Source organism: Bacillus cereus group sp. BceL291, assembly GCF_051776705.1.
GTDB classification, from domain to species: Bacteria; Bacillota; Bacilli; order Bacillales; family Bacillaceae_G; genus Bacillus_A; species Bacillus_A cereus.
Map to the genome: position 1 here is coordinate 50,816 of NZ_JBPWAP010000012.1, position 26,136 is coordinate 76,951.

Genomic DNA, 26,136 nt, shown 5'->3' on the forward strand with positions numbered 1-26,136 from the left:
GTTATACTGTGCACATTACAACAACCTAAAAAAGGCCTACTCACACGAGTAGGCTTTTGAAACTATGAAAGTTTCGTCAATAACTGATTTAAATCTTTTTTCGTTTTCGTCGTTAATGATTTCATTTTATTAACATCAATCTTTTCCTTCTCCGCCCCTACAATTAACGGATACATACTTTGACCGATTGTTTTAGAATCCGTCGGATGTGATGCTTCTAGCTCTTTTTCAATCACATCCCACTTTTCGTTAATTTGTTTGCCAAGCTTATTCACTGTTTCCAATTTCGGATTAGCAGCTAACTGCTTGTCCAAGCTATCAATTAATGCTACAACTTCTTTAACATTCGTTTTCACAGCAACACTTTTCTTCGGATCTTTCGTTGCCTTTCCGTTATTGTTTGTGCTTGTACTTGTGCTTTGATCTGCTGTTTTCCCGCTAGTCGTTTGATCATTCGTTTTTCCTGTCGTTTCTTTTTCTTTTGTTTTTACATTTTCGTTTTGAGTTGACGTTTTGCCGTTACTTTCAGTTCCTGATGATTCTTTCGTATTTTTTGCATCCTTATCTGTTTTTTCATTTGAAGAAGTATTTGTTTCTTTTTCAGTATCTTTCGTTGTTTTTGAAGCTTCATCTGCACTTGTCGTTTTTGCTTCTCCATCCTTTTGCGCAGTTACTTGCTCTTTCTTTTCCGTTTCTTTATCTGCTGAAGGACTACAAGCTGCCATAGTAAGCATTGTACCAATTGTAATCGATGCGATAGCGACCTTTTTCATTTTCATATAAATCCCCCTATGTTTTACATAATTTATCCTCCCCTTTACGATTCGATTTCCCCTTAAAAAATCCCTTTTCATACGAATTATCATCTTTCCGACAGTAATCTTCATAATAATACGTACAAAAACTGATAAACTCATTTTAATATTCGAGTTTCTTCTACTTCATTTTTCTGCTCACAAGTAAAAGAAAAAGAGTATATTGTCACATTAAGAATTACTATCTTCATATGACAATATACTCTTCTATCAAATTTTTATCTTTCTTGACATTTTATTTATACAAAAAAATAAAATTTTCTTTCGTTTTTTGTTTCTCAACATTTGTTAACATAATATTTTTATGAATAACCACCATTCGAGTGAATGACTTGCCCAGTAACCCATTTCGCTTCTTCACTTACTAAAAAAGAAATTAAGCGCGCAGCATCCACCGGTTCTCCTACTTTACCTTGCGGGAATTTCCATACTAAATGATGCTTCAGCTCCTCTGTAATCCATCCTGTATTCGTCGGTCCTGGATCTACAGCATTCACTGTAATCCCCTTCTCCATTGCAACTGGTGCTACTGACTTTGTAAATGCTTCAATTGCCCCTTTCGTTGCTGCATATGCTAGTTCATCTGGCATTGGGCCTACTGACTGTCCTGAAGTAAGATTAATAATACTCCCGCCCGTTTTAAGTGAATAATGTTTTATAAACATTGAACTTAATAGCATAGTAGCCCGAACATTAACTGTATAATGTTTATCCAACTGCTCTACATCTAATTCCTCAATCCTCGTATGATTAGAATACACTGCATTATTAACTAGAATAGATGGATCACCTAACCGTTCTGATACCATATAAAACAAACGATTTGGCGAATAAGACTGCGATAAATTGATTTCTGCCATTTCACATCGAACATCGTAACTTTCAATTTCCTTTTTCAGCAAAAAGGGTTCTTGATCACTCATTCCCCATGGCATCGCTTTATCATACTTTGGCCAGTACGTGAAAAAAATGTCTATCCCCTTTTGAGCAAGCACCTTGCATACAGCTGCACCAATTCCATTCAGACGAGTTGCCCCTGTTACAATTGCTATTTTCTTCACCTTTTTCTCCTCCATCTATACACAGATCCCCTGTATGAATACAGAGGATCTATCTTCTTATTGAATATTTGACAGTATACGTTCAGCACCTAATTTTAACATTTTAATAAAGATATAATTTACAATCGTAAACATTACAAATAAAACGATAAACATAACCCACAGTCCGACATGAAGGAAGAAGTATAATACACTTACTCCCCCCACAATAATTAAAGCTATTAAAATATTAGCTAAAAAATTCCACAAAGTTGTATATCGACTTTTAAATAATTTCTGCTCTGTATCCCAATGAATATCTGCAGTTTGCGCGTCCCAGCGTGTTCCGATTAAATTAATTAATAACAACCCGTTCGCACTTAGTAAAAACCACAGTATCATAAAGACTGGAGAAATCCCAGCTACAACTGCCATCGTAATACCGAATACTGCTAAAATGATCACATTAATTAACCAAGCAGTGATTGCTTTCGCAAAAAAGATATCCGAAGCCTTTACTGGTAAATAACGATTCACAAACCAAGAGCTTCCATCTCGCGAAAATGACGTTGTTGCAATGACGTTACTACCCATTAAAAATAACGATGCACAAAGGCCAACACCAATTGCAAATCCCGTTGTCTCTGGATTGTTAATATACTCTGTAATAAACTTTAAATTTCCATCTTGCACAAATAAAATAAAGAACAACATAATTGGCATAACGAAAGTTTGTACAATGCAATTTAAGAAAAATTGTGGTGTACGGAATAACGTTTTAAATTCTTTTTTCACATACGCTTTTAAATGCGAACTTTGTACTGTTGATTTTTGTAAACCTTCCGCCGAAATAACTTGTTTCTTTGCTGTACTCGTTGAAAGTCCAATAACCCCTTTTAAATATGTACGCTCTGCTATGTAATAAAACAACACAAAGAAGACAAATGAAATAACTGCAAAGATTATTACATATAAAGGTCCCTTCCAATTTGCATTTTCTACTAATGCTACTGCTCCAAAATATGTAGTTGGAAAATAGTTTGTCATTTGTACTAAAAGAGAAGACTGGTTGTTTGCAAGGTAATCCGCAATTGCATCTTCAGAAAACGAACTTTTATTTTTCCACTGCAAAAATACGTTAATTCCTACAATAAATAGTATACTTACGATTCCAATAAATATATTTCCTCGGTCTTTATTTTTCGCTATATTTGTATACCTCATAATAACTGTCATCAGTAACGAAGCTAGTACTAACGGCACAATTGGGAAGAGTAAGTAAATGAAAATCATATATATGTAATATGTAATAAATGCGCCACTTTTTAAACCGTACGTAATAAAGATCGGTAATAAAATAAATGAACTCATTACGTATTGTGTAATTAATACTGTTAAAAATTTGGCTGAAATAATTTGCGCTGGTTTTAATGGTAATGGTAATAACATTTCAATGTCATTGCTGTAGTAAAATACAGTTAAAATGTTCGTAATACTCATTAAAAATACCCATATACTCGCAATCGCAAGTCCCATTGCGATAATCATTCCTGGATCTTGCCCTAAATGTATCATTCCCTCATACATTGCATGCGTGATAGAACCAAACAGTAAAAAGCCGACAAATAAAATAGCTGCAAATGAAAATACATACGCCCATCGCTTCTTCTTATCTGTTATAAAATCTGCATAATTTAATTTCAATAATACTTTCGTTAACGTCCAAATTTTACTCATTGCCCGTCATCTCCAAGAACATTTTTTCAAGTGATTCATTGGATTTAAAATGATCTCTCATTTCATCTAAATTCCCTTTAAACTGAAGGTTTCCCTTATTAATAATCGCGACGCGGTCACATAATTTTTCTGCCACTTCTAATACGTGTGTAGAGAAGAATACAATCTTTCCTTTATCCGCATGTTCTCTCATCATTTCTTTTAAAATATATGCAGATTTCGGATCAAGCCCAGTTAATGGTTCATCTAAAATCCATACATCTGGCTCATGTACGAGCACACCAATAATAACGATTTTTTGTCTCATACCGTGCGAATAACTTTGAATTTGATCAGATAAAGCATTATAAAGATCAAACTTCTTCGCTAAAGACTCTATTCGTTCTTGTCGTACTTCTTTCGGCACTTCATACATATCGGCCATAAAGTTTAAATATTCAATTCCTTTTAATCGTAAAAACATATCTGGACTATCTGGTACATAACCAAACGTCTTCTTCGCTTCCATCGGCTCTTCCATAATATTTTTTCCGTTAATCGTAATAGTCCCTTTGTCCACCCCGTGAATGCCAGTAATCATCTTAATTGTCGTTGATTTACCCGCACCATTCGGTCCTAAAAATCCAAAGATTTCGCCGCTAGGTACAGATAAACTTAAGTCTTTTACTGCATAGGTAGACCCATTATAACTTTTTGACACATTCGTAATTTCAATCATTCCATCCAATCCTTTCCTTAATTACCAAATAACTATATTGATATTATAGCATACTTCTATTTTAAGATTTTTACATTTTTCAGTTTATTTAACCTTTAAAATAAATATACACCCCTAATCCAACAACTAAAACGACAGCTAGTATAATATAAATCATTGTTAAGCGTTTAATATTCCCCTTTGTCGCTTTGCTATAATTTGCATCACCATTCCGCCCAATTAACACCGTCGCAATGACAGTAATCACTACAAGTAATACAACGATCATGATCCAAGTTAGCATTTCTTCCTCCCCCTCCTTACAACCATTTTACAATATTATCCTCTTTATTTCGCAGCATATTTCCTCTTTTTACTATTATTATGAAGCAAGCTGGAAAACTATTATTACCATTCCTATCCAATTGTGATATATTTGTAACATAACGTGACTTATTTCTAACAACGTAAGGAGGACCTATCATGAAAACAACTTGGATAAAATATTTAGGATTTCTCGGTTTCTTCGGTTTCCTCGGATTTTTTTATGAAAAAGGATTGTTTACTATGTTCTGTTTCTTCTCCTTTTTCACATCGTATAGAACAGTTCAACACGATGAACTGTTTGAACAAATTGTCAATAAATCGTGTCACAATGCATTTATCGTTACGTTACTAACTACCACAATCATTATGTTTATTGAAATGTTATTCCCAAACCCTACGCTACAAGAGATTGATATCGCTCTTATTTTCGGCACACTCATTCTTACATTCGGCTTTTCTATGTTCTTTTATGATAAACCTGTTGATGAAATGGAAGATGCACCATGGCGTTCGTAACGAAGATAAAAGAATACCGTGCCAAATTGAACATGACACAAGAAGATTTAGCGAAGAGCGTTGGTGTGCGACGTGAAACAATTAGTCATCTCGAAAAAGGTAAATACAATCCTTCCTTACAACTTGCTCACGATATAGCGAAGGCACTACATAGTATGATTGATGAGATTTTTATTTTTGAGAATAAATAAAAAATACCGTCATTCTTTCCAAGAAGAATGACGGTATTTCTCATTGATTATCCATATAAAACCGCATGAAATACGCCTAATAGTAAGTATTGATCCTGAATGTAATCTTCATCATATACATTCATCTCAATGTAATACATATCTTCCTCAAGACGAATATTCCAATCTGCAATTACATAGCCCTTTCGTAATAACTTTCCCATTCCAAATGAAGTTTTATGAACAACATATTCTTCTGCCTTATATGTAAAGGTAAATAAGAAATTTGCATCCAATAACTTTCCGTCACATACAAGTATTTCATGCTCTGCATCATGATTATCTTTGTACGTTACTAAAATCTTTCTTTGGCGCTGCCTACTTACATCCTTTGCAATGACGCGAATATTGTCCTTACTATCCTTTATTTCATAAATAATATTACTACCAATTTTCGGAATAAAATCCAGCACTCTCATCAGCGTATTTTTATAATAGCCCCTTACTACACCTACTTGCTCACTTCCATTATAAACCTCTATCGGTGTCGTATCTGCTTTGCTATCACACGGTCGTTTGTAAGAGAGCTGCATCATTCGCTCTCCTCTTAAGTACTGATCAAACGTCACAGGATATTCTATCATGCGCAGTTCTTTATTTAGCTCATACAAATAGTGTTGAACACTCTCTATTAATGTTGTAGTAGCTATACGCTCTTGAAGTTCAAATTCTTGCCAACTGGAAAAAACATTCCATTGATTATGATCCTCTTCATAGAAGAAACCAAGAATTACCTCTTCACGGTCAGCCGTTTCATATTTCATAGGCACGTTCTGCCCATGTTGAACTTGCTCCATCCACTGACCTAAATAAATGCCCAGCTCTGCAACCTTCATACATGATTTTGGAAAAAATACGCTGTCACTCGCGCAAATCGTTACATCTCCTTCGATAAAACCCTTTGAATAAGCATCATACCGTGGCTCATCCTTCTGCGGGAGATTCTTGTCTAACTCAAATAAAAACATTAACATCCTTTATTCACCTCTAGTTGTCACACTAATCATACATGACATCGCATCACGCTAGGAAACTATTTATATACGCATATTTAATTCACGCATTATAACACGTGAATGACCTTGTATAGTAGCTCTATTTTTTTGTTCTATATCTTAGTATATGAATTTATATGAGCGATTTTTCAAATATATCTATCGCAACTTACAATATATCAACGATTTTTTCAATATATTGATTTTTCGACAAATATCAGCATGATTAAAATGAAGCTACCTTTTCTTCCGCCACTTCTACAATTTCTAAAATTTGTAGCAGACTCTCCACTTCATAAGTCGGGCTAACATCTGTCCCGTTTTCTTTCAAACTCGGATTATACCAACACGTATCAATGCCGAAGTCTTCTCCGCCTTTCATATCAGAAGTTAGCGAATCTCCGACCATTAGTACACTTGATTTATCCGTAATTCCAAATTTCTCAAATGCATAATCAAAAATCTCACGCGCTGGTTTTTGATGACCAACTTCTTCAGAAATAATAATGTGATCAAAGAAATTACATAAAGGCGAATTTCCGATTCTTGATTGTTGCACCTTCGTATATCCATTCGTAATAATACCTAACTTGCAATCTTGAAGATTTTCACATAATTGCACTGCACCTTCTATAAGGTGTACCTCTTTTCCTAAGTTTTCAAGATATACATCACTAAATTGCTGCGCATCTACGTCTATATTATGAAGTGCAAATAATTGTCTAAATCGCTCTACGGCTAATTCACTTAGCGTAATCATTTTATTTTCTAAATCTCTCCATAATCCATTACTAATCTCTTTATAACTTGCAAGATGATCATTATACCCTGTAGGCATACCAAACTGTACAAACGCATTATGTAATGCGTGTCTTTCCGTTTCAGGGAAATCTAATAATGTATCGTCTACGTCGAATAATATAAATTTGTATTTCATGATGTTCTCCTCAATTCCTATTTTAAAAGCTTCGTTCTCATTGCTTATAAGTTTTTATATATGTCGTGATGAAGCGCTTTAACCCGCTCTTTATAGAATACACCTTTATCTTTTATTTTCAAATGTGCTATAAATAAATTTGCTAGCATGACTGCTGTATCTAGTCTATAAAATAAACTAACAATATGAGGAGTAACATTAAAGATACTATCATTCTTATATCCATCTTTAAATTCATCCCAACTAACCTCATTTGTTTCAGCTATTCTCATAAGCTCCAGCAATGGATGACCAATTAAAGCATTATCCCAATCAACTATTGCTTTAACTTCTCCATTATACCCGATTAAATTGGCTGGTCGAATGTCCATATGTAATAAACATTTTACATGATCTGCTGTACTAAGAATATATTCAATTGTTTTTGTATCCGGAAGATTAATTTTGCAGTTCGTGATTGTATTAAACCCTTCTATCCGTTTCACAATTCGTTCTGCTATATACTTACTAATGGGCTTTTGTTTGTAATACAAACCATCAATTGGCATACTATGAAGATTGCTCACTAACTCCCCTATTTTGCATGCGGAAATTGGCATATGATCAGCATACACACAATCCGAAATTAAAAAATCAAGTTCGGTTGAAAGATGCAATCCGTGTATCCTTGGTACTGGAATACCTTTTGAATGACAATACTTAGACAGCACCGCTTCCTTTTGCAACGAAATCCGACTGTTAAATAAGTCTTCATTTATATTTTCCACTTCTCTTTCCCACGGTACTCGAAATGCCAAAGACCCCTTTTCTGAATCTCCTTGAAAAACAATATTTTGCACTCCCGTTCCAATCACCTTTAAATCTTGAATAGCTAGTTCCTTATACTCTTGACTTAGTATTGTTGCCAGCTTCTCTCTTAACCCCTCTGCTTTTACACGTGTATGAATCATTTTATCCCCCGATTCTTAAGTTCTTTTCATCCATTTTCTCCTCTGTGCACAACATCCTCATTAACAAAATTATAGCAACAATAGTAAAAGGAGGCTAATCCGCTCAGCCTCCTTCTCATTATTAATCTTCTAGCAATAACTCTTTCATTTCCTCTAACGACTCTTTCGTAAAGCCAAGAGCTTTTTCAGCGTATGCTTCAACTGATCCGTATTGCTTTTGAATTTCACCAATCGCAGCTTGCAAGTATTCAGCACGTGCTTCAAACATTGCACCTAATATCGCTCTGCTCTCATCGTTTTGTAATTTCGCACCTAAAAAGGCCATCATTTTTTCATTTAGCTTTTCACGGAATCCGTTACTTAGTAAGTAGTCTTCCATTACTGTTTTTTCTGGTACACCTAGTAAAAGTAGTAATAATGCTGAACCAAATCCAGTACGATCTTTTCCAGCTGTACAGTGGTTTACTAACGGTAAGTTTTCCGGGTTTTGCGCTAAGTTTAAGAAGCTCACGAATGCCTCGTTACCACTTACGAAATCTTGATTCATTTTCACAAGATACTCACCTGGTTTTCCTAACATAGAAAGGTCACCAACTTGGAAAAACTCATTTATATTTAAGTCTTTCGCTAAGTCTTGCATAACTGGTAAGCACACTTGACGAGCACCCGTAATTTCTGGATTCGGCTTATGCTTCACTTCAAAGTCTGTACGGTAATCGCAAATTAACTTTAAACCAGACTTTTGTAAATAGGCAATATCCCATTCAGTTAGCCCTGCTAATTCTTCAGAGCGGTATAATTTGCCCCATTTTACTTTACGGCCTTCAGTCGTTTCATATCCTCCCATATCACGGAAGTTAAACGCACCTTGTAATGGCAATCTACGCTCGGCTACTGTTACTGCTTGTCCATTACTTCCTACTAATTTAAAATATGGACGCTCATTTTCACTCGGGTTTTCAATTGTATATGATAATTCCCCATTTACTGTTGCAAGTAATTCTCCATTTTCTTCAATATGATCTGGTGAAGTACTCCAATAAATACGAACTTCTTCTATATTATTTTCCCACTTTATTTGTAACGTATTATCTTTATTTCTTTCTACAGTTGCTTGTAACCAATTTCTTTGCTGTCCCATTCTTTCACCAACGCTTTCTCATATAATCGAATCTCACTCTATTGTATTATACAAATATCTACTTTGTCGTTCTCATTTTTCTTTTTATCTTACAAACAGGCGAAAAGTTCTTTTACTTGTTCAAAATTTGTACAAGGGTTCTCACTAGATGTGTCCCAGATTATATCCTAAAACTTCCTTACATACCGCTCAGTACAACTCAGCAACTGACATCCATTCTTTTCAAAAACATCCTTCATCCATTCATTTTGTATATTTGTCTCACCAATATAATAAGATGCACCTATTTCCTTTAAGACAAACATCGCACCTGCAAATAATGCCGCTTCATATCCCTTATTACGCATATTTGGAGTAACTGCGAAGTACATAAGTTTCCCTTCTTCTAACGTACCTCTTTCAATATGCGGGATTACAATTCCTATCGGCTCTTCATCGACACTCGCTGTTAAGCAATGTTCTTTCCATTGCTCACCAATTTCTTGTAGCATCATATGCACAAATTGATCATGAGCGACTGGTTCTCCCGTCGCTTCATTCCACAGTGAATAAAAAGCCTCTTCTCCAACTTCTTCAATAAGCTTAAAATCAATTTCACTTTCTGCATCTTCTACTTCATATATATCTTTAAATACAATCATGTTTTCCGTAACATATTCAAATGAATACGTTTCAAAACATTTTTTATACACATCATAATTTGGACTTTTTGAAGAGATTTCAAAATGTAGTTTTTCTAATCCATCTTTTTTAGCTTCAGCAACGCAATATTGCATCATTTCCTCTAATTGCTCTTCTGTAAAAATCTCTGCATTATTTTCTTTTATCATAATAGAAGAAGCATTTCTTCTTATTTTAAAATATTTTTCTAACTGTTCTATCGTCGTCATATTCTTCCCTCATCTATATCATACTCGAATTTCTAATCGTTCTCCTTGCATGAGCAGGATTGTCCTTGAATATATAGAATACTAGAAAAGATCGCATCTTTAAAGTGCGGAGGAGGTTCTCCAGTGGATATTACAGCATTGCAACAACAGTTAGAGCTTATACAACAAAATGACTATACGCAACTACAGCATATAGACGTAAATGAGTTAACTTTGAACATGCTTCAGTATATCGGAACGACTGATAGCTACGTTCGTTACCAACTTATATATAAATGTTTTGCGCATTTCATTCATCATGAATTCCTTATGGACGATCAGCTGAAATTACTTCTGCAAACTTGTTTAAGTGATGAGTATTTATATTGTGACATTTACTCCCCACATTCAGATGGGGTTTTCACACGTTCTTACACTATTTCGTTAATTGCGTTAATACTCCAATTCGCTAATTCGCACTACTTTTGTACAGAGGAGGATATCGAAGAAATAAAAAACAAACTCATTACATACACAAACTTAGAAACGGATTTTCGGGGCTATATCGAAAATAAAGGATGGGCTCATTGTCTTGCTCACGTATCTGATGCCTTTACTGAAATTGTTCATAATACGTATACAACTTTTGAATGGTACGAAGAATTAATTCATTGTTTATTAAATAAAATCTTTATTCCATCTGACCTTTTTCATAATAACGAAGATGAACGCATTGTTACTCCATTACTAGCAATGCTGTATCATGATTTTCCTCAGAACGATTTAATTTCTATTATTCATAAAAAAATAAAAAGGCTTCCTCAAATTAGAAAACGCCTTTCGCTTAATGAGTATTGTATTTTATGTGCCAATATTAAAACCTTTTTACGCACATTATTTTTCAGAACGAAAGATGACCATAACTTAGCCTTTACAGCACGTAAAACAGAAAGAATGTTAAAAGAACTTCCTAACTATTATTAAATACAAGGAGCAATGACATGGGTTATATTGAAGATATGAGAAATCTAGTAGGAAATCATCCACTTATTTTAATAGGATCACACGCCATTATATTAAATGAAAAAGATGAAGTATTGCTGCAGCTCCGTACAGATTTTAAACGCTGGGGCATTATTGGAGGCGCATTAGAATATAACGAAACGTTAGAAGAAGCTTTAAAACGAGAAGTATATGAAGAAACTGGACTTATCATTAAAAATCCAGAACTATTCCGTACATACTCAGGGCCTGATTTCTTTCAAATCTATCCAAACGGCGATCAAGTACACGGTGTACTCGTTGTTTATATTTGCCGAGAATTTTATGGTGAACTTGTATGCGATCAAAGTGAATCAAAAGAACTACGCTTCTTTTCACTTGATGAATTACCTAATAATCTTCCCCCTGTTATTGAGAGGATTATTACAGATTATCAAAAAAAATAAGGGAACGCTTAACGTTCCCTCTCAAATCCAATCCGTTTTTTAATTTCCGCTAAATTTACCTTTGCAATAGCGCGTGCCTTCTCAGCACCGTTTTCTAATGCTTCATATAATAAATCCGGCTCATTCATATACATTGCGTACTTTTCACGAGGTCCAGCTAACTCTCGATCTACAACGCGAAACAACTCTTTTTTTACATCGCCCCATCCGATTCCAGTCTCATATTTTTCACGTAATGACTGTATTTCGTCTTCTGTCGCAAATTCTTTATAAATTGTAAATAAGGTTTCTAGTTCTTTCGGTTCATTTGGAAGTGAAGAATCTGTTTTGATTTTAAATATTAACTTTCGTAGTTTTTCTTGCTCTGCAAATAATGGGATTACATTTCCGTAACTTTTACTCATCTTCCTTCCGTCAAGACCAGGTAAAATAGCTCCTTCTTCTTGTATGACATACTCCGGAAGTGTAAATGTCGTGCCAAATGTATGATTAAAATACGTCGCAATATCACGCGCGATTTCAATATGCTGAATTTGGTCTTTTCCAACTGGTACATGGGTAGCTTGAAATAATAATATGTCAGCTGCCATTAAAATCGGATACGTATATAACCCCATATTCACTCCTGCATCGACCTCTAACCCCGCTTCTTTATTTTGCTCCACCTTCGCTTTATACGCATGAGCACGGTTCATAAGACCTTTCGGAGTTAGGCAAGCTAAAATCCAAGCTAATTCTAGAATTTCTGGTACTTCTGTTTGCCGATAAAAAACAACATCTTCCCCAAGTCCAAGCGATAACCAAGTAGCTGCTACCTCTTTCGTATAACTGCTGAACTTTTCTGAATCATGCACAGCATTTAATGCATGATAATCAGCTATAAAGTACAATGCTTTTCCTTCATTATTCTTTGACATTTGTAATGCAGGTTTAATCGCACCAATATAATTCCCTAAATGCGGATAACCTGTCGGCTTAATTCCTGTTAACATTATTTTTTCACTCACACTAACTCCTCCTTTCGCAAAATAAAAAGAGCCCCTCATCCTTAAAAAGGACGAGAGACTCCCGCGGTACCACCTTAATTAGCTATCATTAGCTCACTTCATACTTCAATAACGTGAAGTAACCGTCTTTACCTACTCATTTCAGTTAGAAGCTCCAGAGTCCATTCCATATTCATCCCTTACTGATTCTCACCACATATCAGCTCTCTGAAAAGTTTCGAATATGTACTCTTCTCTTTCATTGCTTTTTCGTTATTTTTTACAGTTTATCACATTTCACTTCCAAACAAACCCGAATTTTCTATTTTATATAGCAGGAATTTCCACTTCAATTGTCTAATATTATATAGGTTTGCAGAAATATTCGAAACAACTTTGGAGGTTTTTTCATGGTAAAATATATATCCATTTTAGGTTCCACAGGATCCATCGGCACATCTGCATTAGATGTCGTTTCAGCTCATCCTGAACATTTCAAAATCGTCGGTTTAACCGCAAATTATAATATCGATCTTCTTGAGCAACAAATCAAAACGTTTCAACCTCGTATTGTAAGCGTTGCAACAAAAGACTTAGCAGACACGCTTCGTACGCGTATTTCAGCGAATACAAAAATCACATACGGAACTGATGGCTTAATTGCGGTAGCTACTCACCCTGATTCAAATCTTGTATTAAGTTCTGTTGTCGGAGTTTCCGGACTACTTCCAACGATTGAAGCATTAAAGGCGAAGAAAGATATTGCCATCGCTAATAAAGAAACGTTAGTTGCAGCTGGACATATCGTAACTGAACTAGCGAAACAAAACGGATGTCGCTTAATTCCAGTAGATAGCGAACATTCAGCTATTTTCCAATGTTTAAACGGAGAAAATAATAAAGAAATTGAGAAATTAATCGTTACAGCTTCTGGCGGTGCATTCCGTGATAAAACACGTGATGAAATGCAAACATTACAAGCAAAAGATGCTTTAAAGCACCCAAACTGGTTAATGGGCGCAAAACTAACGATTGATTCTGCCACATTAATGAATAAAGGGTTCGAAGTAATGGAAGCGAGATGGCTATTTGATATTCCATATGAAAAAATTGATGTAATGATTCATAAAGAAAGTATCATTCATTCTTTAGTAGAATTTATTGATGGATCAGTTATGGCACAGCTCGGTGCTCCTGATATGAGAATGCCGATTCAATATGCGTTTCACTATCCTACTCGGCTACCTTCTTCCTATGAAAAATTAAATTTATTAGAAATCGGTAGTTTACATTTTGAAAAACCAGATTTAGAGAAGTTCCCTTGTCTACAATACGCATATGAATGTGGCAAAATCGGTGGTACTACTCCCGCTGTATTAAATGCAGCAAATGAACTTGCGAATGCACTATTCTTAAAAAATGAAATTGCCTTTTTCGCTATTGAAAAAACAATTTACAAAACAGTTGAAGCTCATCATAACGTAAAAGATCCTTCACTAGATGCTATATTAGAAGCGGATCAATGGGCGCGCCAATATGCAAATGAATTGTTAATAAAAAAGCGCTAAAACAGTTCCCACTGTTTTAGCGCTTTTTTTCACGTATTCAACTTAACAAATCTATAACCGTGTGTAACTAACACTTTTAATATCGCATACCCTGGAATCGCTAAAATAATCCCCATAATCCCGAATAAGTTTCCGGCAGTTAAAATGATAAAAATGATAGTAATCGGGTGAATATCTAACTTTTTACCCATGACTTGCGGAGAAATAAATTTACCTTCTGCTAATTGTACAACCATCATAACGATGATTACTTTTAACACCATTGCTGGCGAGTCGATAAATGCGATAATTAACGCTGGTGTAATGGCGATAATTGGTCCTACGTACGGAACGATATTTACAATCATCGCTAAAATAGCAAGCAGTACAGCATATTTAATACCGATAATAAGGTAACCGATTAATAACATAATACCGATAAATAAGCTCACGATAATTTGACCTCTAATATACGAGCTAATCGCATAATGCATATCATCTAGTATTCTCATTGCTGCTGGTTGTCTTTGCTCTGAAATAAACTTTAAAAAGTGATTCGGCAATTGCTCACCATCTTTTAAAAGATAGAACAATATAAATGGAACCATTACAAATGTTAAAACAACCTCTGTAACAGTACTCAAAAATCCAGTTACATTCCCAGTTACTGATGATAATGACTTTGTAAAATCAACTGTGTATTCTTTTACCATATTCGCAACATTAATATTTAAATTCTCTTGAATTTTACCGAGTAAATTACTTTCCCCGAATCTACGTGCTGCTTGTTCAATCTCATGGCCAAAATACGGTAAGTTATCAATTAATGCATCAATTTGATCTTTAATAATAGGGATAACCGTTACAACTAAAAATACAAATAATCCTAGTACGATTAAATATATGGAAGCTATCGATACGATTCTTGAAACACCTTTCTTTTCTAAAAGCGAAACGAATGGATGTAAAATATAGAATAGTACGCCTGCTAATAGTACTGGGAAGAAAATTGTTTTTAAAAATACGATAAACGGTGTAAAAACAAATGATATTTTTGTTAGCAATAAAATATTAATGAACAATAACGCAAATCCAAGTAATACCGCCAAATAATTTTGTTCTCTAAAAAACTTTCTTAACTTATCTCTTTTTCTTATATTTATTTTCTCCAATGAAACCACCTCTTCGAATGATGAAAAGCCCTTATTCAGGGCTCTTCATCATAATCTATATATCTATTTCTTTGCAGCTTTCACTACAAATGATACAATAAAAATTAACACGATTGCACCTAATAATGCTGGCACGACGTGAATCCCACCAAATGATGGCCCAAAGGAGCCAAATAATCTACCACCTAACGAAGCACCTAATAAACCTGCGATAATATTTCCGAACATACCACCTGGGAAATTTTTACCTGTTATAGAACTAGCAATTGCACCTATAATAGCACCAACTATTAATGTGATAATCCACCCCATTTTTAGTCCTCCATTTCTATTATAGTTTGTATGATTTAATACAAACATATGTATTTATCATTGCTAACCATATTTCACTATAGAAATATATTTACTACTATTTTACATATGGAGATACATATATTATATGCAAAAAAGAAAAATATTGTCAAACTCACCCATAAAGCAATTATATTCATATACCATATTTAAAGGAGGCTTCATTATCTATGATTCTTAAGTTAAATTCCACTTCTTTTGAAGTAGCAACATCCATTTTACAGGTTCAAATTCCAGCTTATAAAGTTGAAGCAGGCTACTTAAATAGTACTGCCATACCTCGTTTATATGATACTGTAAACGATATTCAAAATTGCGTTGAAACATTCTATGGATATTTTTCTGAAAATAAACTTGTCGGTTTTATTTCTTTTGTACAAGAAGAAAAACTAATCGATATCCACAGGCTAGTTGTATCGCCCGATTTTTTTCAAAAAGGAATCGCAACGAAACTCCTAATTTATATATTTAACATGTTCCCTTCTTCTATGACATACATTGTGCGAACGGGTAAAGCGAATACCCCTGCTATTACTTTATATAAAAAACACGGATTCATTACAGTATCAGATACAATACTTCCTGACGGTATGATTCTTACGCAATTAAAAAAGACAGAATACACAAAATAATTTGACTTGTTCGCTCCTTTATGTTATTTTTTACTTTATAAAACCTTTTGCTGAGTCCAAATTTTGGAGCGGGGGAACCATTTTTGTAGCTATGCTACTTGGGGCGAATCTTTTTTAAGTAGGGAAACTCTCACTTCCCGAGTCCGACAGCTAACCTCGTAAGCGTAATGGGAGAGGAAGGTGCTTTTTGCCTATGTTACACATTTTGCCTCCTTAATTATAAATATGGGATCGATATCAAATAGTCACCTATATTTATAGAAAAGGAGAATGTATTATGTTACGTTTATCTGATCACGCAATAAAAATGATGGAGCAAAGACTCCGAATTGAAAAACAACGCACATATCAAGCAAATAAAGTTGTAGATAACTTACATCACAAATACTTCTTTCAGCATATTTTCCAACCGAAAAGATGAAGAAAATGTTTATTTAATATTAAAAAACACAAGGTGTGTCTTACAAAGACTTTCCTTGTGTTTTTTATATTCTTTATAAAATTCTCACTATATTTAAGCTTGCTGTAATCGCACCTGCTATAGTAGTCACATGCCCTACACCTAACGGGCCATTTTGTAATATTAATGTTGAATTGGCACTCGTCACATTCACAAGAAGTGTATTTGAAATGGCTGGTTCGATTACTACAGTTGATGTCGTTACGTTTTGTATAAAACTCCCTGTTAGTTGCGTTCCATTTAATAGCAATCTAACAGATACTGTCTCATTCCTACCATTGGCATCCCCTTGAAAATATTACACCTTTTATATGAAATGCATTTTTATAAGAAAAGTACACCTTTGACCTCATTTTTTTAAAATAAAGAAGCCTATCATTTCATCTATTTGAAATGATAGGCTTCTTTTTATAAAACAATTTACTTCCTCGCCTTAATAATAAAAGTAGTTGGCACCATCCTAGCTTTATATAAAGAATAATATTTCGTAGACGGCTCAGCTAGTTCTCCATCAAGCGAGCTCGATGGTTCAGGCTCTTCTATTCTCTCAATTTTAAATCCCGCTCTATTTAACTCATTTATGTATGTACTTATTTTTCTCTTATGTAATGTCGCTTGTACATTTTCTCCTTTAAAAGTTTCAAACGTAATGGGCGTTTCCTCATGATAAGAAGACTTTATAGCAACTTCTTCCGTACCATACTGTAAGTTTGAATATACTGGGTGCTCCCAACTAAAAATAAAACTTCCCCCTGGCTTTACATATGAATAAATCAGTTCCAACGTTTTTCTTAAATCTGAAGTCCAACCTAATGCATAAATGGAATATACAATATCAAAATATCCTTTCGGAATATCTCCTTCTTCTTCCATTGCTCCGCATACTAACTTTGGATTCCAATCCTTTAACGTCTTATTCGCTATTTCAATTTGTGTACTCGAAAGATCAAGCCCCCATAATTCCTCTGCCCCTTGTTCCGCCATATATTGCAACGAATGCCCACTTCCACAGCCAATATCAAGAACCTTTTTCTTTCTGATTGAATCGAACAAACGAATCTCATCTTCAGACGCCGTATACGGACCATATTTAGGTAAACAATCCACTTGAAAGAAATAAGGTGCAACTGTATCCCAACACTTTTTATTTGTAGCTAGCATTTGTGTGCCTTTCATATTATTCATTCCCCCATCCATTTTTCTTTCTCTAATATTACTTACATATCATAACCAGATCGCCCTTTTCTCTTCGCCCTGTAGTTTTTCACTTTCGCAATCGTACCGCATGCTCTTCCTCCTTCTTCTCCAGCATACATACCGCACCATCTTTTACTTCCATTTCGCGAATGATCATAAAATACCCAGCGACAATCTGGACATGCTTTTAACCTTCCCCACACATTTTCTTGAATTGACATTAACACAATGCTTAAAACTTTTGTATACACATTCTCTTCATATACTGGTTCATATGTAATACCTTTCATATCATCCTTTATATGTACATGAAATGGGTATTTCTCTAACCATTTTTGCAATGATCCTTCGCCTTCAATTGTCATCCGAATATCTTCTCGAAAACCTCTTAATTCCTCTATCGTATGAAATGGAAACTCTTCATCAAAATATTCTTTCATAAAGAGCTTTATATCTTCTTTTGTTTGCAGCAAATCAATTGGCTCTCTCGTATCGTTTGGTATTCTCCATGTATTTAAAAATTCCCGAATATATTCTAGTTCATTTGGAGCGTTTTGATTCAATTCAATCCACCTTCTTCTTAAAATTTACTTTTTTCTGACTTTATGTATAATTATAATATAAAGTAGTTAACCATCAAATAATTTTACTGGTTACATAATTAGGAGGATTTCTATGAAAAGTTTCTCAACACCGATACGTTTCATGCTTATTTCTTCATTTTTTATGTCTTTTGGGTATTTTGCAGTATACGCATTTTTAGCTATTTATCTATTAACCTTTCTTCATTTTTCTGCTGTCCAAGTAGGAACAGTGTTGACGATTATGACAATTACATCACGAGTTATCCCATTATTCTCAGGGTTAATTGCTGACAAAATAGGCTATATCATTATGATGATAGCCGGTTTATTTTTGAGAGGAATCGGATTTATCGCTTTAGGAATATGCTCTGATTTCTATACAATTTCTATTTCTTCTGCACTTATTGGCTTCGGAACTGCATTTTACGAACCTGCCGCTCGCGCTATATTTGGCTCACAGCCAGCTCATTTGAGAAAAAATTTATTTACATATTTAAACCTTAGCTTTAATTGCGGTGCAATAATCGGACCAATTGCAGGAGGATTCTTACTCTTACTCGATCCACTCTACGCTTTCTCTCTAACAGGATCTCTTATGCTGTTATTTGCTTTTATTTTTTACTTACTTAAAAATCACTTCCAAGTCACTACTGAAAACACGTCTATTACATTAGGAATACAGGTCATCTTACAAAACAAATCTTTCCTTCTGTTTTCCTTTATCATGATTTTCTTCTATATTATGTTTACTCAGCTTACTGTCGCACTTCCACTTCATATGAAAAACATTAGTAATAGCAATCAACTTGCTACACTCGTTATTACGATAAATGCGATAACAGGCGTCATATTTATGGTATTATTCCGAAAATTATTCCACAAATACAACACACTTTCGATTATTAAATACGGTGTTTTATTAATGAGTATTTCCTTTTTACTCATTCCTTTATTTCAACACCCATATTGGCTCTTTATTTGTGTAATTTTATTTACAATCGGTGAAACACTCGTATTACCTAACGCTGATATCGCTATTGCAAATTACAGTAATGAATCATATACAGCCACTTTCTTCGGATTTTATCAACTATCACTCGCATTTGGTTTTATCATTGGTAATTATACCGGTACATCTTTTACATCCAACTTAAGCGGAATGTATACACCATGGCTTATTTTTGGCGGAATAGGACTTATTGGTTTTATTTCACTACATATTTTGAATATAAAAAAAGTGGCCTCTAAAGAGGATATACACCTATGTAATACAAGCGACCTATAACGAAAAAGATTCGACCATCATATGTGACAGTCGAATCTTTTTATTTTTCATATTCAAGGTGATTATGTCTTTTACAACCAAATAAATAGCAAGCCCCTATATGATCAGTTTCAAACTCTAATCCTGGAACGTATCCAGATTTGATACGTTCTACCATTGTTTTATAACAATTATTCTCTTCTGTATATTCCTCAATTAACTCTTTCTTATCATTTTCTGTCCAGTTTTCTTCTACTTCTTCACTCTGAACATCTTCTATTTCTGCTGTTTTCGCTTCGATAGATTCCCGTATAACTTCATTTATACGGGAGAAATTATTCGTTTTATATAGAGCATACACAAATCTACCAATCCAATTAGGACTTTTCCAGCATTCTTTATATCCCTTTTCGAACCATTCAATTGCTTCTTTATAGCAATTCAATTCAACATATAAATCTGCTACATTAATTTCCCCTAAAAAATTATCAGATTCCCTGTTAAAAGTATCTAACTTCTCTTTTGCTTCTGTCGTTCGTTCTAAATCAATTAAACATTTTACATAGCTATACATGATATAGTCCGAATCCCCTGCAACTCGTAAAAAAAATTCCGAAGCTTTTTCCAGCTCTCCAAGGTTATAATGAGCTACAGCTACATTATGATATGCTTCATCCGATGGTTGAATCGAAATAGATTTTTGTAATACTTCTTTCGCTTCTGTCCATTTTTCTTGTTTCATGTAAATGTCCCCTAAGATGTTATAAGGAAAGTATGAAGAAGGATTCAACTTAACAACTTCTCTTATTAATTCAAGAGCTTTATCATCATTCTCTTCCTCATAGAAGTACATCCAAGCAAGATTATTGAGAGATTGTACGTCTCTAGATTCATGTACTGCTTGTTGAAACAGTTCCATTGCTTCCTCATATTTATTTTGTTCAAACATTTCAATTGCCTTCTCGTTAATATTCAAATAACTACCTCCGAAGTGAATAAATTCATCTACGCTTTATCATTATTTTAAGATGTAAAAATTGAAATTTCTATAAAAAATTTCTTTATCCTGTCTACATTTCGATTGAAATAGAAGCTAAAACACACGAATTTACAACAATGAGTAAATTTTTCAATCTCCCTTAAATTGGATATACATCCTGTTTCATTTTACATATTATGGTACAATCAAAAGGGTACTAACTAAACATTTACGCTCCACACTAGTAATCTAGCAATACCAAAATCAAAATTCACATGGAATTGAGGGATGTTATGAAACAGAAATTAGCTGTTCTTCTATTCACCGGAATCATATTATCAGGATGTTCAACTATAGCAGAGAATTCTTTAGAAAGCGGGAAAGGCAGTATGGAATTATTAACACCAACGATCACAGCAAAAGATAATGAATTAGAAATTAAAACTAAAGGCATTGATGAAAATAAAGTAACTTTTATTTATGTTGCTAATAAAAAAGTATTGGAACAAAAACTAAAAAATGGTGAATCCTACAAGCTTAATATTAAAGATATCGAACACGCTCATAGGACAGACTACAAACCAAAAGTTCAACTTTTCCAAACGAAAGATGATAATGATGATGGAGAAATGGTAACCTTCAAACAAGTTAGATATACAGTTAAAAACTGATTTTAAAGTTGTTTCATTATAAATGTAACGAACGAAAATATACTTTTAACAGTAGATAAATGTAGGGGGTGCTAACATGAAAAAACGATGGATTTCTTGGTGGATTGGTAACATATTTTGGATTATCGTTTTTGGAATATGGGCCGCTATTATTTGGCTACGAGATGTTGATGGTGCTGGTGTTATTCAAACACCTGAAATTAAATCAATATCACTTATCGTTTTATTAATTGCGTTTATCATACCGGTATTTTTTCAAATTATATGGCTAATCATTAATTTGAGAATGAGTAAAAAAAATAATTATACGATTTAGTTTTTTTGAATTAACAGATCAATATTTTTCATAAAAAAAGAGAGGAATCTACATCAAAATAGATTCCTCCTTTTACATTTGGACTTATACTGCACTTTTACTGCAGCACTACTCCTCTTTTTTACGATGCATGTTCATCTTTCTTCTTCATTAACGCTCTTTTCTTCATCGCCTTCGTTAAATATCCACCCTTAAACGAGCGAATTTCATACGAAGACATAAACGCTTTCGGTGCAATTTCATTAATGATTTCTAAAAGCTCTTTCTCTCTAGAACGCTTTGCGACGATATCTAAGCGATAACGTATAGAATTAATACCTTCGCCTTCAAATACTGTAACGCCAAATCCAGAGTGACGTAACTCATCTACTAATTCATTACAACGGTCTAGTAAACTAACTTGATACGTAATATAACCAATTGCTAATTTATTCTCTATATAACCGCCTAATAACAGTCCCGCACTAAAGCCAATGACATAGGCAACGATGTTCATCCAATTTGATAAATCTTGAAACACAATACCTAAACTGACAATGTAAATAGCTCCTTCTAACAATCCAACACCAGCAGCGGATCTTGTTTGATTCTTTACAAGCAAAATCGTACGGATTGTTAAAATTGGAACGTAAATAATTTGTAGCACAAAAATAAGTAGCGCTTGTAACATTGGTATCCACCTCTTTCAAAAAGTCTTTTGTCATAATAACATACATAACCTTTAGAAATCGATGGGTTTTTTAAAATTTTTTTATTATTTTTCATACTATTGAAAAACGTAAAAAAGAAGCGTATTATATTTGTCGTTAATTTGTTTACTTGTATCAAATCACTAAAATAAAAAAGGAACCCGATTAGGTCCCTTTCATCATAGCTCTATGTTTTTCGAAGCATGTTCCCTTTGCTTCTCTTCTTCTTTCACTAACTGCATATTTGCATACGCTAAATTTGCAATCATTAAAAAGTGGCCACCTAAAATACCTGTACCGAATGCCCACATTTCCATCTCATGCTCAATTTCATACATGATGATAGCTCCTAAAATAGCAGCTGCAAATCGGTTTAAAACTCCTAATCCAGGAGCCTTTTCCTTCATTACGATACTTTTTCCGAGTTTCTCCACTCTGCGAGCTAATAACCAAAGACAATAGGCGCTTACTGCTAATCCAATACCGAACCCTGTCACTTGTTTTCCAAACGGAGTAATCGTCCACATAAGTAGTAAACCACTAAAGATCACATACAATTGTAATCGATATACACGTAAGGCTTCTTGAATCAAAATATCCGCTCCTAAGTTCTCATTTTTTGTACTTTAGAAGAAAAGCAGCAACTTACACAGTTGCTGCTTTCTCTTCTTCTTGTTCTTGTTCCATCTTACGAATTTCAACACGTTTAATTTGGTAAGCGTCTTTTTCTAACACTTTAAATTCATAACCTTCCGCGTCAACATGTTGTCCTTCTTCGATTTCATGATTTTGCATCATAATCCATCCACCGATTGTATCCACATCATCTTCTTCGATGTGTAATCCAAATAAATCTTTCACTTCTGAAATAAGCACTTTTCCATCAACAATGATATGTTGCTCGTTCACATGTTGAATTGGCGGTGCCTCATCTTCATCATATTCGTCACGAATTTCGCCGACGATTTCCTCCAAGATATCTTCAAGCGTTACAATTCCGGCTGTTCCTCCGTACTCATCATATAAAACAGCCATCGGAATTCGCTTCTTCTGCATTTGAAGTAATAAATCGTGAATTGGAGTCGTTTCCATCACTTCAATAATCGGACGCATATACGAGCGAATAGATGATAAATCTTTTTGATCCTCGGTCATATATCGAATAAAGAAATCTTTTACGTTGACCATACCGATAATATCATCTTTATCTTCTCCAAAAATCGGATAACGTGTGTATCGCTCATTTTGGATTACTTTCATGTGTTCTTCTACTGAATCTTCCAGGTAGAAACCAACGATTTCTGTTCGCGGTACCATAATCTCTTTTGCAATACGATTATCAAATTCAAAAATGTTATTTACATACTTGTATTCAGCTTGATTAATTTCGCCACTTTCATAGCTATCTGAAAGGATAAGACGTAATTCTTCTTCTGTATGAGCTACTTCATGTTCTGAAGCTGGCTTTAAACCGAATAAACCAGTTATCACACGAGCTGAACCGTTCAATACCCAAATAAATGGATACATTACTTTATAGAACATCATTAATGGACCTGCCAATAATAACGTTACCCTTTCAGCCTTTTGAATTGCCATCGTTTTCGGAGCTAATTCCCCTACTACAACGTGTAAATACGTCATAATCATAAAAGCAAGACCAAATGTTAATACTGATGAAATAGAAGGATTTAAGTTCCATTTCTCAAATAACGGGTGTAATAACTTTTCAATTGTCGGTTCACCTAACCAACCTAATCCCATAGCTGTAACTGTAATACCTAATTGACAAGCAGATAAATATTCATCTAAATTTGTTGTTACCTTTTTCGCTGCTAAAGCACCGCGTTTTCCTTCCGCAACAAGCTGATCGATACGACTTGAACGTATCTTTACAATCGCAAACTCTGCTGCTACGAAAAATCCAGTAAATGCGATTAAAATCGCAACCATGACTAAATTAAATATTTCCAATGAATCCCCTTAGTTAAAAAACTAAGGTGTCCACCTCCTGTATACTATAATGTTTTCTTATTTGTTTGTTAGAAAACATAGCCCGATACAAAAATTAAAGAGGTCGGATTTCACTTATTCTATAATAATAGAGCAAGTGTCTGTATTAAAGCTGTCGTTTGACCTGATAAAGATTTCGATATTTTTTCACGTTGTGAATCAGTCAATTCATCTAAAAGCGGCTTTAACTCAGTAAGCTCCACTTCTAATTGATGAATATGGTCTGTCACTTCATTCACTTGTTTCGAAACGTGTTCATTGATACCGAGCAGCTTCTTCTTCTCCTCGATTTTCTCTTTAATCTCACAAAGCGGCATATGCATTTCTTTGCACTTCTCAATAAATTGTAATGTCTCAAATGCTGTTTCGTCGTAATAGCGATAATTAGATTGAGATCGCTCCGCTTTTAAGATACCTAGATTCGTATAATAATCAATCGTTCGTTTCGACACGTGAGCCATGAGAGCCAACTGTCCGATTCGATACACCTTCCCAACGATCTTCCCCCCTTGTTTATATTACTTACATCATACAACACATAAACTGTACAGTCAAACGTGACGGTTTATTATTCACAATTTATACAAAATTCCAATCTCCTCCTATGATGATTCAATACGAGTAATCTACACTTATACAATAAAATTACTAAACTACTACCTAATCACTACATTGTCTGCCACTTTTAACCTTTCTTATTTAAAAGCATATCCTACTAATAATGATTGCTTGTATAGGAGGGAATTAATATGAAAAAGACAATCATTTCTCATTTTTATAATGAAGAATACCTACTTCCATGGTGGCTTATGCATCACACGAAAATATTCGATCACGGCATTTTAATTAATAGAGGGTCTACAGATCGTTCCGTAGAGATTTGTAAACTATTAGCACCCCACTGGGAGGTACGAAATTCAAGATTTCTTGAGTTTGATCCAACTAATACTGATATTGAAGTGATGGAAATTGAAAGAGAAGTTTCAGGTTGGAAAATCGTTTTAAATACTACTGAATTCTTTTGTTGTAATAATACTGAAGAATTTTTTTCATCTCTTCATACACTAGGCCAAAACATGTATGCGATTAGAATGATTTTAATGATAGATAATCATAATTATAATTATTCAAAGCCTAGATATTCTATCCCCTTAGTAGAACAGCGATACCACGGTGTCTTCCCTTATAACCCAAATCTCGGATGTGCTTGGAGATTTATTCACAATCATCTAGACGGTGCATATTTACCTGGTAGACATCATTCGCGGCACGGATATATAATTTATGACTATCCTTCATTTATTTTAAAATTTTATTTTAGCCCTTGGAATGAACAATCAAAGGCAAGAAAATTACAAATTACACCTACCCTTTCAAAAAGGGGTGTTCAAATGGGACTTCAAACACATTACGGTCAATCTCCTGAAGTACTGGACATACGTTTTTTAGAGCTTAGTAACCTAACACAAGACCTCCGTCATAACCCTGAATATCAAGAATTATTTCCAAAATTCAAACCGTAATATTTTCTGCATCGTCATCACCTCAAACATTTTCATTCACTTAATCAAAA

The 26,136-nt window shown here is 34.3% G+C and carries 31 protein-coding genes, 1 pseudogene, 1 riboswitch and 1 other annotated feature; of the genes and pseudogenes, 11 read left to right on the top strand and 21 right to left on the bottom strand.

The genetic code is table 11. The annotated features are described in order from the left end of the window. Window positions 1–62: 62 nt before the first annotated feature. The 5 genes from ACS2CR_RS10830 to ACS2CR_RS10850 all read right to left on the bottom strand — a co-directional run bounded on the left by ACS2CR_RS10830 (window position 63) and on the right by ACS2CR_RS10850 (window position 4,593). Window positions 63–779 (bottom strand): hypothetical protein, encoded by a 717-nt coding sequence (locus ACS2CR_RS10830; RefSeq protein ID WP_000782538.1) that lies wholly within the window; start codon window positions 777–779, stop codon window positions 63–65. Between the two features lie 338 nt (window positions 780–1,117). Then, complete coding sequence (locus ACS2CR_RS10835) at window positions 1,118–1,876, bottom strand: SDR family oxidoreductase (protein WP_002101122.1); 759 nt, start codon at window positions 1,874–1,876, stop codon at window positions 1,118–1,120. A 57-nt stretch (window positions 1,877–1,933) separates the two neighbouring features. Then, a complete protein-coding gene (locus tag ACS2CR_RS10840; RefSeq protein ID WP_000036884.1) occupies window positions 1,934–3,592 on the bottom strand; it encodes a putative ABC transporter permease subunit in 1,659 nt (552 codons plus the stop codon). Then, entirely contained in the window at window positions 3,585–4,310 is a 726-nt protein-coding gene (locus ACS2CR_RS10845) for an ABC transporter ATP-binding protein (RefSeq protein WP_000570206.1), read from the bottom strand. The genes ACS2CR_RS10840 and ACS2CR_RS10845 overlap by 8 nt, the downstream gene beginning before the upstream one ends. A gap of 88 nt (window positions 4,311–4,398) precedes the next feature. Beyond that, complete coding sequence (locus tag ACS2CR_RS10850) at window positions 4,399–4,593, bottom strand: hypothetical protein (protein ID WP_000958863.1); 195 nt, start codon at window positions 4,591–4,593, stop codon at window positions 4,399–4,401. Between the two features lie 179 nt (window positions 4,594–4,772). On the opposite strand from ACS2CR_RS10850, the gene ACS2CR_RS10855 reads away from it, so the two are divergent. Both ACS2CR_RS10855 and ACS2CR_RS10860 read left to right on the top strand, forming a co-directional pair. Beyond that, complete coding sequence (locus ACS2CR_RS10855; RefSeq protein WP_053512617.1) at window positions 4,773–5,132, top strand: DUF3796 domain-containing protein; 360 nt, start codon at window positions 4,773–4,775, stop codon at window positions 5,130–5,132. Beyond that, window positions 5,120–5,323, top strand: a complete 204-nt coding sequence (locus tag ACS2CR_RS10860) for a helix-turn-helix transcriptional regulator (protein WP_153602592.1) — start codon at window positions 5,120–5,122, stop codon at window positions 5,321–5,323. Before ACS2CR_RS10855 ends, ACS2CR_RS10860 begins: the two co-directional genes overlap by 13 nt. A gap of 47 nt (window positions 5,324–5,370) precedes the next feature. On the opposite strand, the gene ACS2CR_RS10865 is transcribed toward ACS2CR_RS10860, so the two are convergent. The 5 genes from ACS2CR_RS10865 to ACS2CR_RS10885 all read right to left on the bottom strand — a co-directional run bounded on the left by ACS2CR_RS10865 (window position 5,371) and on the right by ACS2CR_RS10885 (window position 10,275). Continuing rightward, window positions 5,371–6,336, bottom strand: coding sequence for a tubby C-terminal domain-like protein (locus ACS2CR_RS10865; protein ID WP_053512618.1), 966 nt, complete (start codon window positions 6,334–6,336; stop codon window positions 5,371–5,373). 247 nt (window positions 6,337–6,583) lie between these two features. Then, window positions 6,584–7,294 carry a YjjG family noncanonical pyrimidine nucleotidase gene (locus ACS2CR_RS10870; RefSeq protein ID WP_048568373.1) on the bottom strand — a complete coding sequence of 237 codons (711 nt, stop codon included), beginning with the start codon at window positions 7,292–7,294 and terminating at the stop codon, window positions 6,584–6,586. Between the two features lie 44 nt (window positions 7,295–7,338). Next, a complete protein-coding gene (locus ACS2CR_RS10875) occupies window positions 7,339–8,244 on the bottom strand; it encodes a phosphotransferase family protein (RefSeq protein ID WP_053512619.1) in 906 nt (301 codons plus the stop codon). Between the two features lie 121 nt (window positions 8,245–8,365). Next, a complete protein-coding gene (locus ACS2CR_RS10880; RefSeq protein ID WP_053512620.1) occupies window positions 8,366–9,385 on the bottom strand; it encodes a tyrosine-protein phosphatase in 1,020 nt (339 codons plus the stop codon). Between the two features lie 167 nt (window positions 9,386–9,552). Further along, window positions 9,553–10,275, bottom strand: coding sequence for a GNAT family N-acetyltransferase (locus ACS2CR_RS10885; protein WP_053512621.1), 723 nt, complete (start codon window positions 10,273–10,275; stop codon window positions 9,553–9,555). Window positions 10,276–10,398: 123 nt separating this feature from the next. On the opposite strand from ACS2CR_RS10885, the gene ACS2CR_RS10890 reads away from it, so the two are divergent. Both ACS2CR_RS10890 and ACS2CR_RS10895 read left to right on the top strand, forming a co-directional pair. Continuing rightward, a complete protein-coding gene (locus ACS2CR_RS10890) occupies window positions 10,399–11,238 on the top strand; it encodes a DUF2785 domain-containing protein (protein WP_016111546.1) in 840 nt (279 codons plus the stop codon). Window positions 11,239–11,255: 17 nt separating this feature from the next. Continuing rightward, window positions 11,256–11,702: an NUDIX hydrolase gene (locus ACS2CR_RS10895; RefSeq protein ID WP_058839852.1), complete on the top strand. Its 447-nt coding sequence runs from the start codon at window positions 11,256–11,258 to the stop codon at window positions 11,700–11,702. 8 nt (window positions 11,703–11,710) lie between these two features. Here the strand turns inward: ACS2CR_RS10895 and ACS2CR_RS10900 are convergent, their stop codons facing one another. Continuing rightward, a complete protein-coding gene (locus ACS2CR_RS10900; RefSeq protein WP_001290893.1) occupies window positions 11,711–12,709 on the bottom strand; it encodes a tryptophan--tRNA ligase in 999 nt (332 codons plus the stop codon). Window positions 12,710–12,752: 43 nt separating this feature from the next. Continuing rightward, window positions 12,753–12,960: a binding site (T-box leader), on the bottom strand. A gap of 138 nt (window positions 12,961–13,098) precedes the next feature. Here ACS2CR_RS10900 and ACS2CR_RS10905 point away from each other — a divergent pair. Then, a complete protein-coding gene (locus tag ACS2CR_RS10905) occupies window positions 13,099–14,256 on the top strand; it encodes a 1-deoxy-D-xylulose-5-phosphate reductoisomerase (protein WP_153602593.1) in 1,158 nt (385 codons plus the stop codon). A gap of 29 nt (window positions 14,257–14,285) precedes the next feature. Here ACS2CR_RS10905 and ACS2CR_RS10910 read toward each other — a convergent pair whose 3' ends face one another. Then, complete coding sequence (locus tag ACS2CR_RS10910) at window positions 14,286–15,407, bottom strand: AI-2E family transporter (RefSeq protein ID WP_000411484.1); 1,122 nt, start codon at window positions 15,405–15,407, stop codon at window positions 14,286–14,288. Between the two features lie 63 nt (window positions 15,408–15,470). Then, window positions 15,471–15,719: a GlsB/YeaQ/YmgE family stress response membrane protein gene (locus tag ACS2CR_RS10915; RefSeq protein ID WP_000539730.1), complete on the bottom strand. Its 249-nt coding sequence runs from the start codon at window positions 15,717–15,719 to the stop codon at window positions 15,471–15,473. Between the two features lie 209 nt (window positions 15,720–15,928). Between ACS2CR_RS10915 and ACS2CR_RS10920 the strand changes: the two genes are divergently transcribed. Beyond that, window positions 15,929–16,390, top strand: coding sequence for a GNAT family N-acetyltransferase (locus ACS2CR_RS10920; protein WP_053512623.1), 462 nt, complete (start codon window positions 15,929–15,931; stop codon window positions 16,388–16,390). 38 nt (window positions 16,391–16,428) lie between these two features. Continuing rightward, window positions 16,429–16,571, top strand: a riboswitch (cyclic di-AMP (ydaO/yuaA leader). Between the two features lie 96 nt (window positions 16,572–16,667). Continuing rightward, entirely contained in the window at window positions 16,668–16,811 is a 144-nt protein-coding gene (locus tag ACS2CR_RS10925) for a hypothetical protein (RefSeq protein ID WP_000945243.1), read from the top strand. Window positions 16,812–16,884: 73 nt separating this feature from the next. On the opposite strand, the pseudogene ACS2CR_RS10930 reads toward ACS2CR_RS10925, so the two are convergent. The 3 genes and pseudogenes from ACS2CR_RS10930 to ACS2CR_RS10940 all read right to left on the bottom strand — a co-directional run. Continuing rightward, a pseudogene (locus tag ACS2CR_RS10930) lies at window positions 16,885–17,148 on the bottom strand (collagen-like protein); the annotation flags it as partial. Window positions 17,149–17,270: 122 nt separating this feature from the next. Beyond that, on the bottom strand, window positions 17,271–18,026 hold the full coding sequence (locus ACS2CR_RS10935; RefSeq protein ID WP_002101127.1) for a class I SAM-dependent methyltransferase: 756 nt from the start codon (window positions 18,024–18,026) through the stop codon (window positions 17,271–17,273). Window positions 18,027–18,067: 41 nt separating this feature from the next. Beyond that, complete coding sequence (locus tag ACS2CR_RS10940; RefSeq protein ID WP_016111541.1) at window positions 18,068–18,610, bottom strand: CGNR zinc finger domain-containing protein; 543 nt, start codon at window positions 18,608–18,610, stop codon at window positions 18,068–18,070. Window positions 18,611–18,722: 112 nt separating this feature from the next. Here ACS2CR_RS10940 and ACS2CR_RS10945 point away from each other — a divergent pair, with 112 nt between their 5' ends. After that, window positions 18,723–19,916: an MDR family MFS transporter gene (locus ACS2CR_RS10945; protein WP_053512624.1), complete on the top strand. Its 1,194-nt coding sequence runs from the start codon at window positions 18,723–18,725 to the stop codon at window positions 19,914–19,916. A 40-nt stretch (window positions 19,917–19,956) separates the two neighbouring features. Here the strand turns inward: ACS2CR_RS10945 and ACS2CR_RS10950 are convergent, their stop codons facing one another. Next, the gene (locus tag ACS2CR_RS10950) at window positions 19,957–20,871 is read right to left on the bottom strand and encodes a tetratricopeptide repeat protein (RefSeq protein ID WP_016111539.1); all 915 of its coding nucleotides are present in this window, start codon (window positions 20,869–20,871) and stop codon (window positions 19,957–19,959) included. A 278-nt stretch (window positions 20,872–21,149) separates the two neighbouring features. Here ACS2CR_RS10950 and ACS2CR_RS10955 point away from each other — a divergent pair, with 278 nt between their 5' ends. Both ACS2CR_RS10955 and ACS2CR_RS10960 read left to right on the top strand, forming a co-directional pair. After that, the gene (locus ACS2CR_RS10955) at window positions 21,150–21,545 is read left to right on the top strand and encodes a hypothetical protein (RefSeq protein ID WP_002024430.1); all 396 of its coding nucleotides are present in this window, start codon (window positions 21,150–21,152) and stop codon (window positions 21,543–21,545) included. Window positions 21,546–21,621: 76 nt separating this feature from the next. Further along, the gene (locus tag ACS2CR_RS10960; RefSeq protein WP_000747679.1) at window positions 21,622–21,861 is read left to right on the top strand and encodes a DUF3923 family protein; all 240 of its coding nucleotides are present in this window, start codon (window positions 21,622–21,624) and stop codon (window positions 21,859–21,861) included. A gap of 121 nt (window positions 21,862–21,982) precedes the next feature. Here the strand turns inward: ACS2CR_RS10960 and ACS2CR_RS10965 are convergent, their stop codons facing one another. The 4 genes from ACS2CR_RS10965 to ACS2CR_RS10980 all read right to left on the bottom strand — a co-directional run bounded on the left by ACS2CR_RS10965 (window position 21,983) and on the right by ACS2CR_RS10980 (window position 25,051). After that, the gene (locus tag ACS2CR_RS10965; RefSeq protein ID WP_000938438.1) at window positions 21,983–22,531 is read right to left on the bottom strand and encodes a DUF2179 domain-containing protein; all 549 of its coding nucleotides are present in this window, start codon (window positions 22,529–22,531) and stop codon (window positions 21,983–21,985) included. Window positions 22,532–22,729: 198 nt separating this feature from the next. Beyond that, a complete protein-coding gene (locus ACS2CR_RS10970; RefSeq protein WP_000613876.1) occupies window positions 22,730–23,143 on the bottom strand; it encodes an ATP synthase subunit I in 414 nt (137 codons plus the stop codon). 52 nt (window positions 23,144–23,195) lie between these two features. Further along, window positions 23,196–24,524 carry a hemolysin family protein gene (locus tag ACS2CR_RS10975; RefSeq protein ID WP_000402256.1) on the bottom strand — a complete coding sequence of 443 codons (1,329 nt, stop codon included), beginning with the start codon at window positions 24,522–24,524 and terminating at the stop codon, window positions 23,196–23,198. A gap of 119 nt (window positions 24,525–24,643) precedes the next feature. Further along, window positions 24,644–25,051, bottom strand: coding sequence for a MerR family transcriptional regulator (locus tag ACS2CR_RS10980; protein ID WP_000285634.1), 408 nt, complete (start codon window positions 25,049–25,051; stop codon window positions 24,644–24,646). A 261-nt stretch (window positions 25,052–25,312) separates the two neighbouring features. Here ACS2CR_RS10980 and ACS2CR_RS10985 point away from each other — a divergent pair, with 261 nt between their 5' ends. Continuing rightward, window positions 25,313–26,086, top strand: coding sequence for a glycosyltransferase family 2 protein (locus ACS2CR_RS10985; protein WP_000750973.1), 774 nt, complete (start codon window positions 25,313–25,315; stop codon window positions 26,084–26,086). The last annotated feature ends 50 nt before the right edge of the window (window positions 26,087–26,136 follow it).

What these genes read in the sequence shown, in the direction of transcription:
- ACS2CR_RS10880 (WP_053512620.1), bottom strand. Translation starts at nt 9,385, where the DNA reads ATGGGACAGCAAAGAAATTGGTTACAAGCAACTGTAGAAAGAAATAAA.
- ACS2CR_RS10845 (WP_000570206.1), bottom strand. Translation starts at nt 4,310, where the DNA reads ATGATTGAAATTACGAATGTGTCAAAAAGTTATAATGGGTCTACCTAT.
- ACS2CR_RS10855 (WP_053512617.1), top strand. Translation starts at nt 4,773, where the DNA reads ATGAAAACAACTTGGATAAAATATTTAGGATTTCTCGGTTTCTTCGGT.
- ACS2CR_RS10885 (WP_053512621.1), bottom strand. Translation starts at nt 10,275, where the DNA reads ATGACGACGATAGAACAGTTAGAAAAATATTTTAAAATAAGAAGAAAT.
- ACS2CR_RS10895 (WP_058839852.1), top strand. Translation starts at nt 11,256, where the DNA reads ATGGGTTATATTGAAGATATGAGAAATCTAGTAGGAAATCATCCACTT.
- ACS2CR_RS10935 (WP_002101127.1), bottom strand. Translation starts at nt 18,026, where the DNA reads ATGAAAGGCACACAAATGCTAGCTACAAATAAAAAGTGTTGGGATACA.
- ACS2CR_RS10985 (WP_000750973.1), top strand. Translation starts at nt 25,313, where the DNA reads ATGAAAAAGACAATCATTTCTCATTTTTATAATGAAGAATACCTACTT.
- ACS2CR_RS10875 (WP_053512619.1), bottom strand. Translation starts at nt 8,244, where the DNA reads ATGATTCATACACGTGTAAAAGCAGAGGGGTTAAGAGAGAAGCTGGCA.
- ACS2CR_RS10840 (WP_000036884.1), bottom strand. Translation starts at nt 3,592, where the DNA reads ATGAGTAAAATTTGGACGTTAACGAAAGTATTATTGAAATTAAATTAT.
- ACS2CR_RS10955 (WP_002024430.1), top strand. Translation starts at nt 21,150, where the DNA reads ATGGAATTGAGGGATGTTATGAAACAGAAATTAGCTGTTCTTCTATTC.
- ACS2CR_RS10850 (WP_000958863.1), bottom strand. Translation starts at nt 4,593, where the DNA reads ATGCTAACTTGGATCATGATCGTTGTATTACTTGTAGTGATTACTGTC.
- ACS2CR_RS10960 (WP_000747679.1), top strand. Translation starts at nt 21,622, where the DNA reads ATGAAAAAACGATGGATTTCTTGGTGGATTGGTAACATATTTTGGATT.
- ACS2CR_RS10915 (WP_000539730.1), bottom strand. Translation starts at nt 15,719, where the DNA reads ATGGGGTGGATTATCACATTAATAGTTGGTGCTATTATAGGTGCAATT.
- ACS2CR_RS10830 (WP_000782538.1), bottom strand. Translation starts at nt 779, where the DNA reads ATGAAAATGAAAAAGGTCGCTATCGCATCGATTACAATTGGTACAATG.
- ACS2CR_RS10870 (WP_048568373.1), bottom strand. Translation starts at nt 7,294, where the DNA reads ATGAAATACAAATTTATATTATTCGACGTAGACGATACATTATTAGAT.
- ACS2CR_RS10920 (WP_053512623.1), top strand. Translation starts at nt 15,929, where the DNA reads ATGATTCTTAAGTTAAATTCCACTTCTTTTGAAGTAGCAACATCCATT.
- ACS2CR_RS10865 (WP_053512618.1), bottom strand. Translation starts at nt 6,336, where the DNA reads ATGTTAATGTTTTTATTTGAGTTAGACAAGAATCTCCCGCAGAAGGAT.
- ACS2CR_RS10945 (WP_053512624.1), top strand. Translation starts at nt 18,723, where the DNA reads ATGAAAAGTTTCTCAACACCGATACGTTTCATGCTTATTTCTTCATTT.
- ACS2CR_RS10925 (WP_000945243.1), top strand. Translation starts at nt 16,668, where the DNA reads ATGTTACGTTTATCTGATCACGCAATAAAAATGATGGAGCAAAGACTC.
- ACS2CR_RS10965 (WP_000938438.1), bottom strand. Translation starts at nt 22,531, where the DNA reads ATGTTACAAGCGCTACTTATTTTTGTGCTACAAATTATTTACGTTCCA.
- ACS2CR_RS10905 (WP_153602593.1), top strand. Translation starts at nt 13,099, where the DNA reads ATGGTAAAATATATATCCATTTTAGGTTCCACAGGATCCATCGGCACA.
- ACS2CR_RS10860 (WP_153602592.1), top strand. Translation starts at nt 5,120, where the DNA reads ATGGCGTTCGTAACGAAGATAAAAGAATACCGTGCCAAATTGAACATG.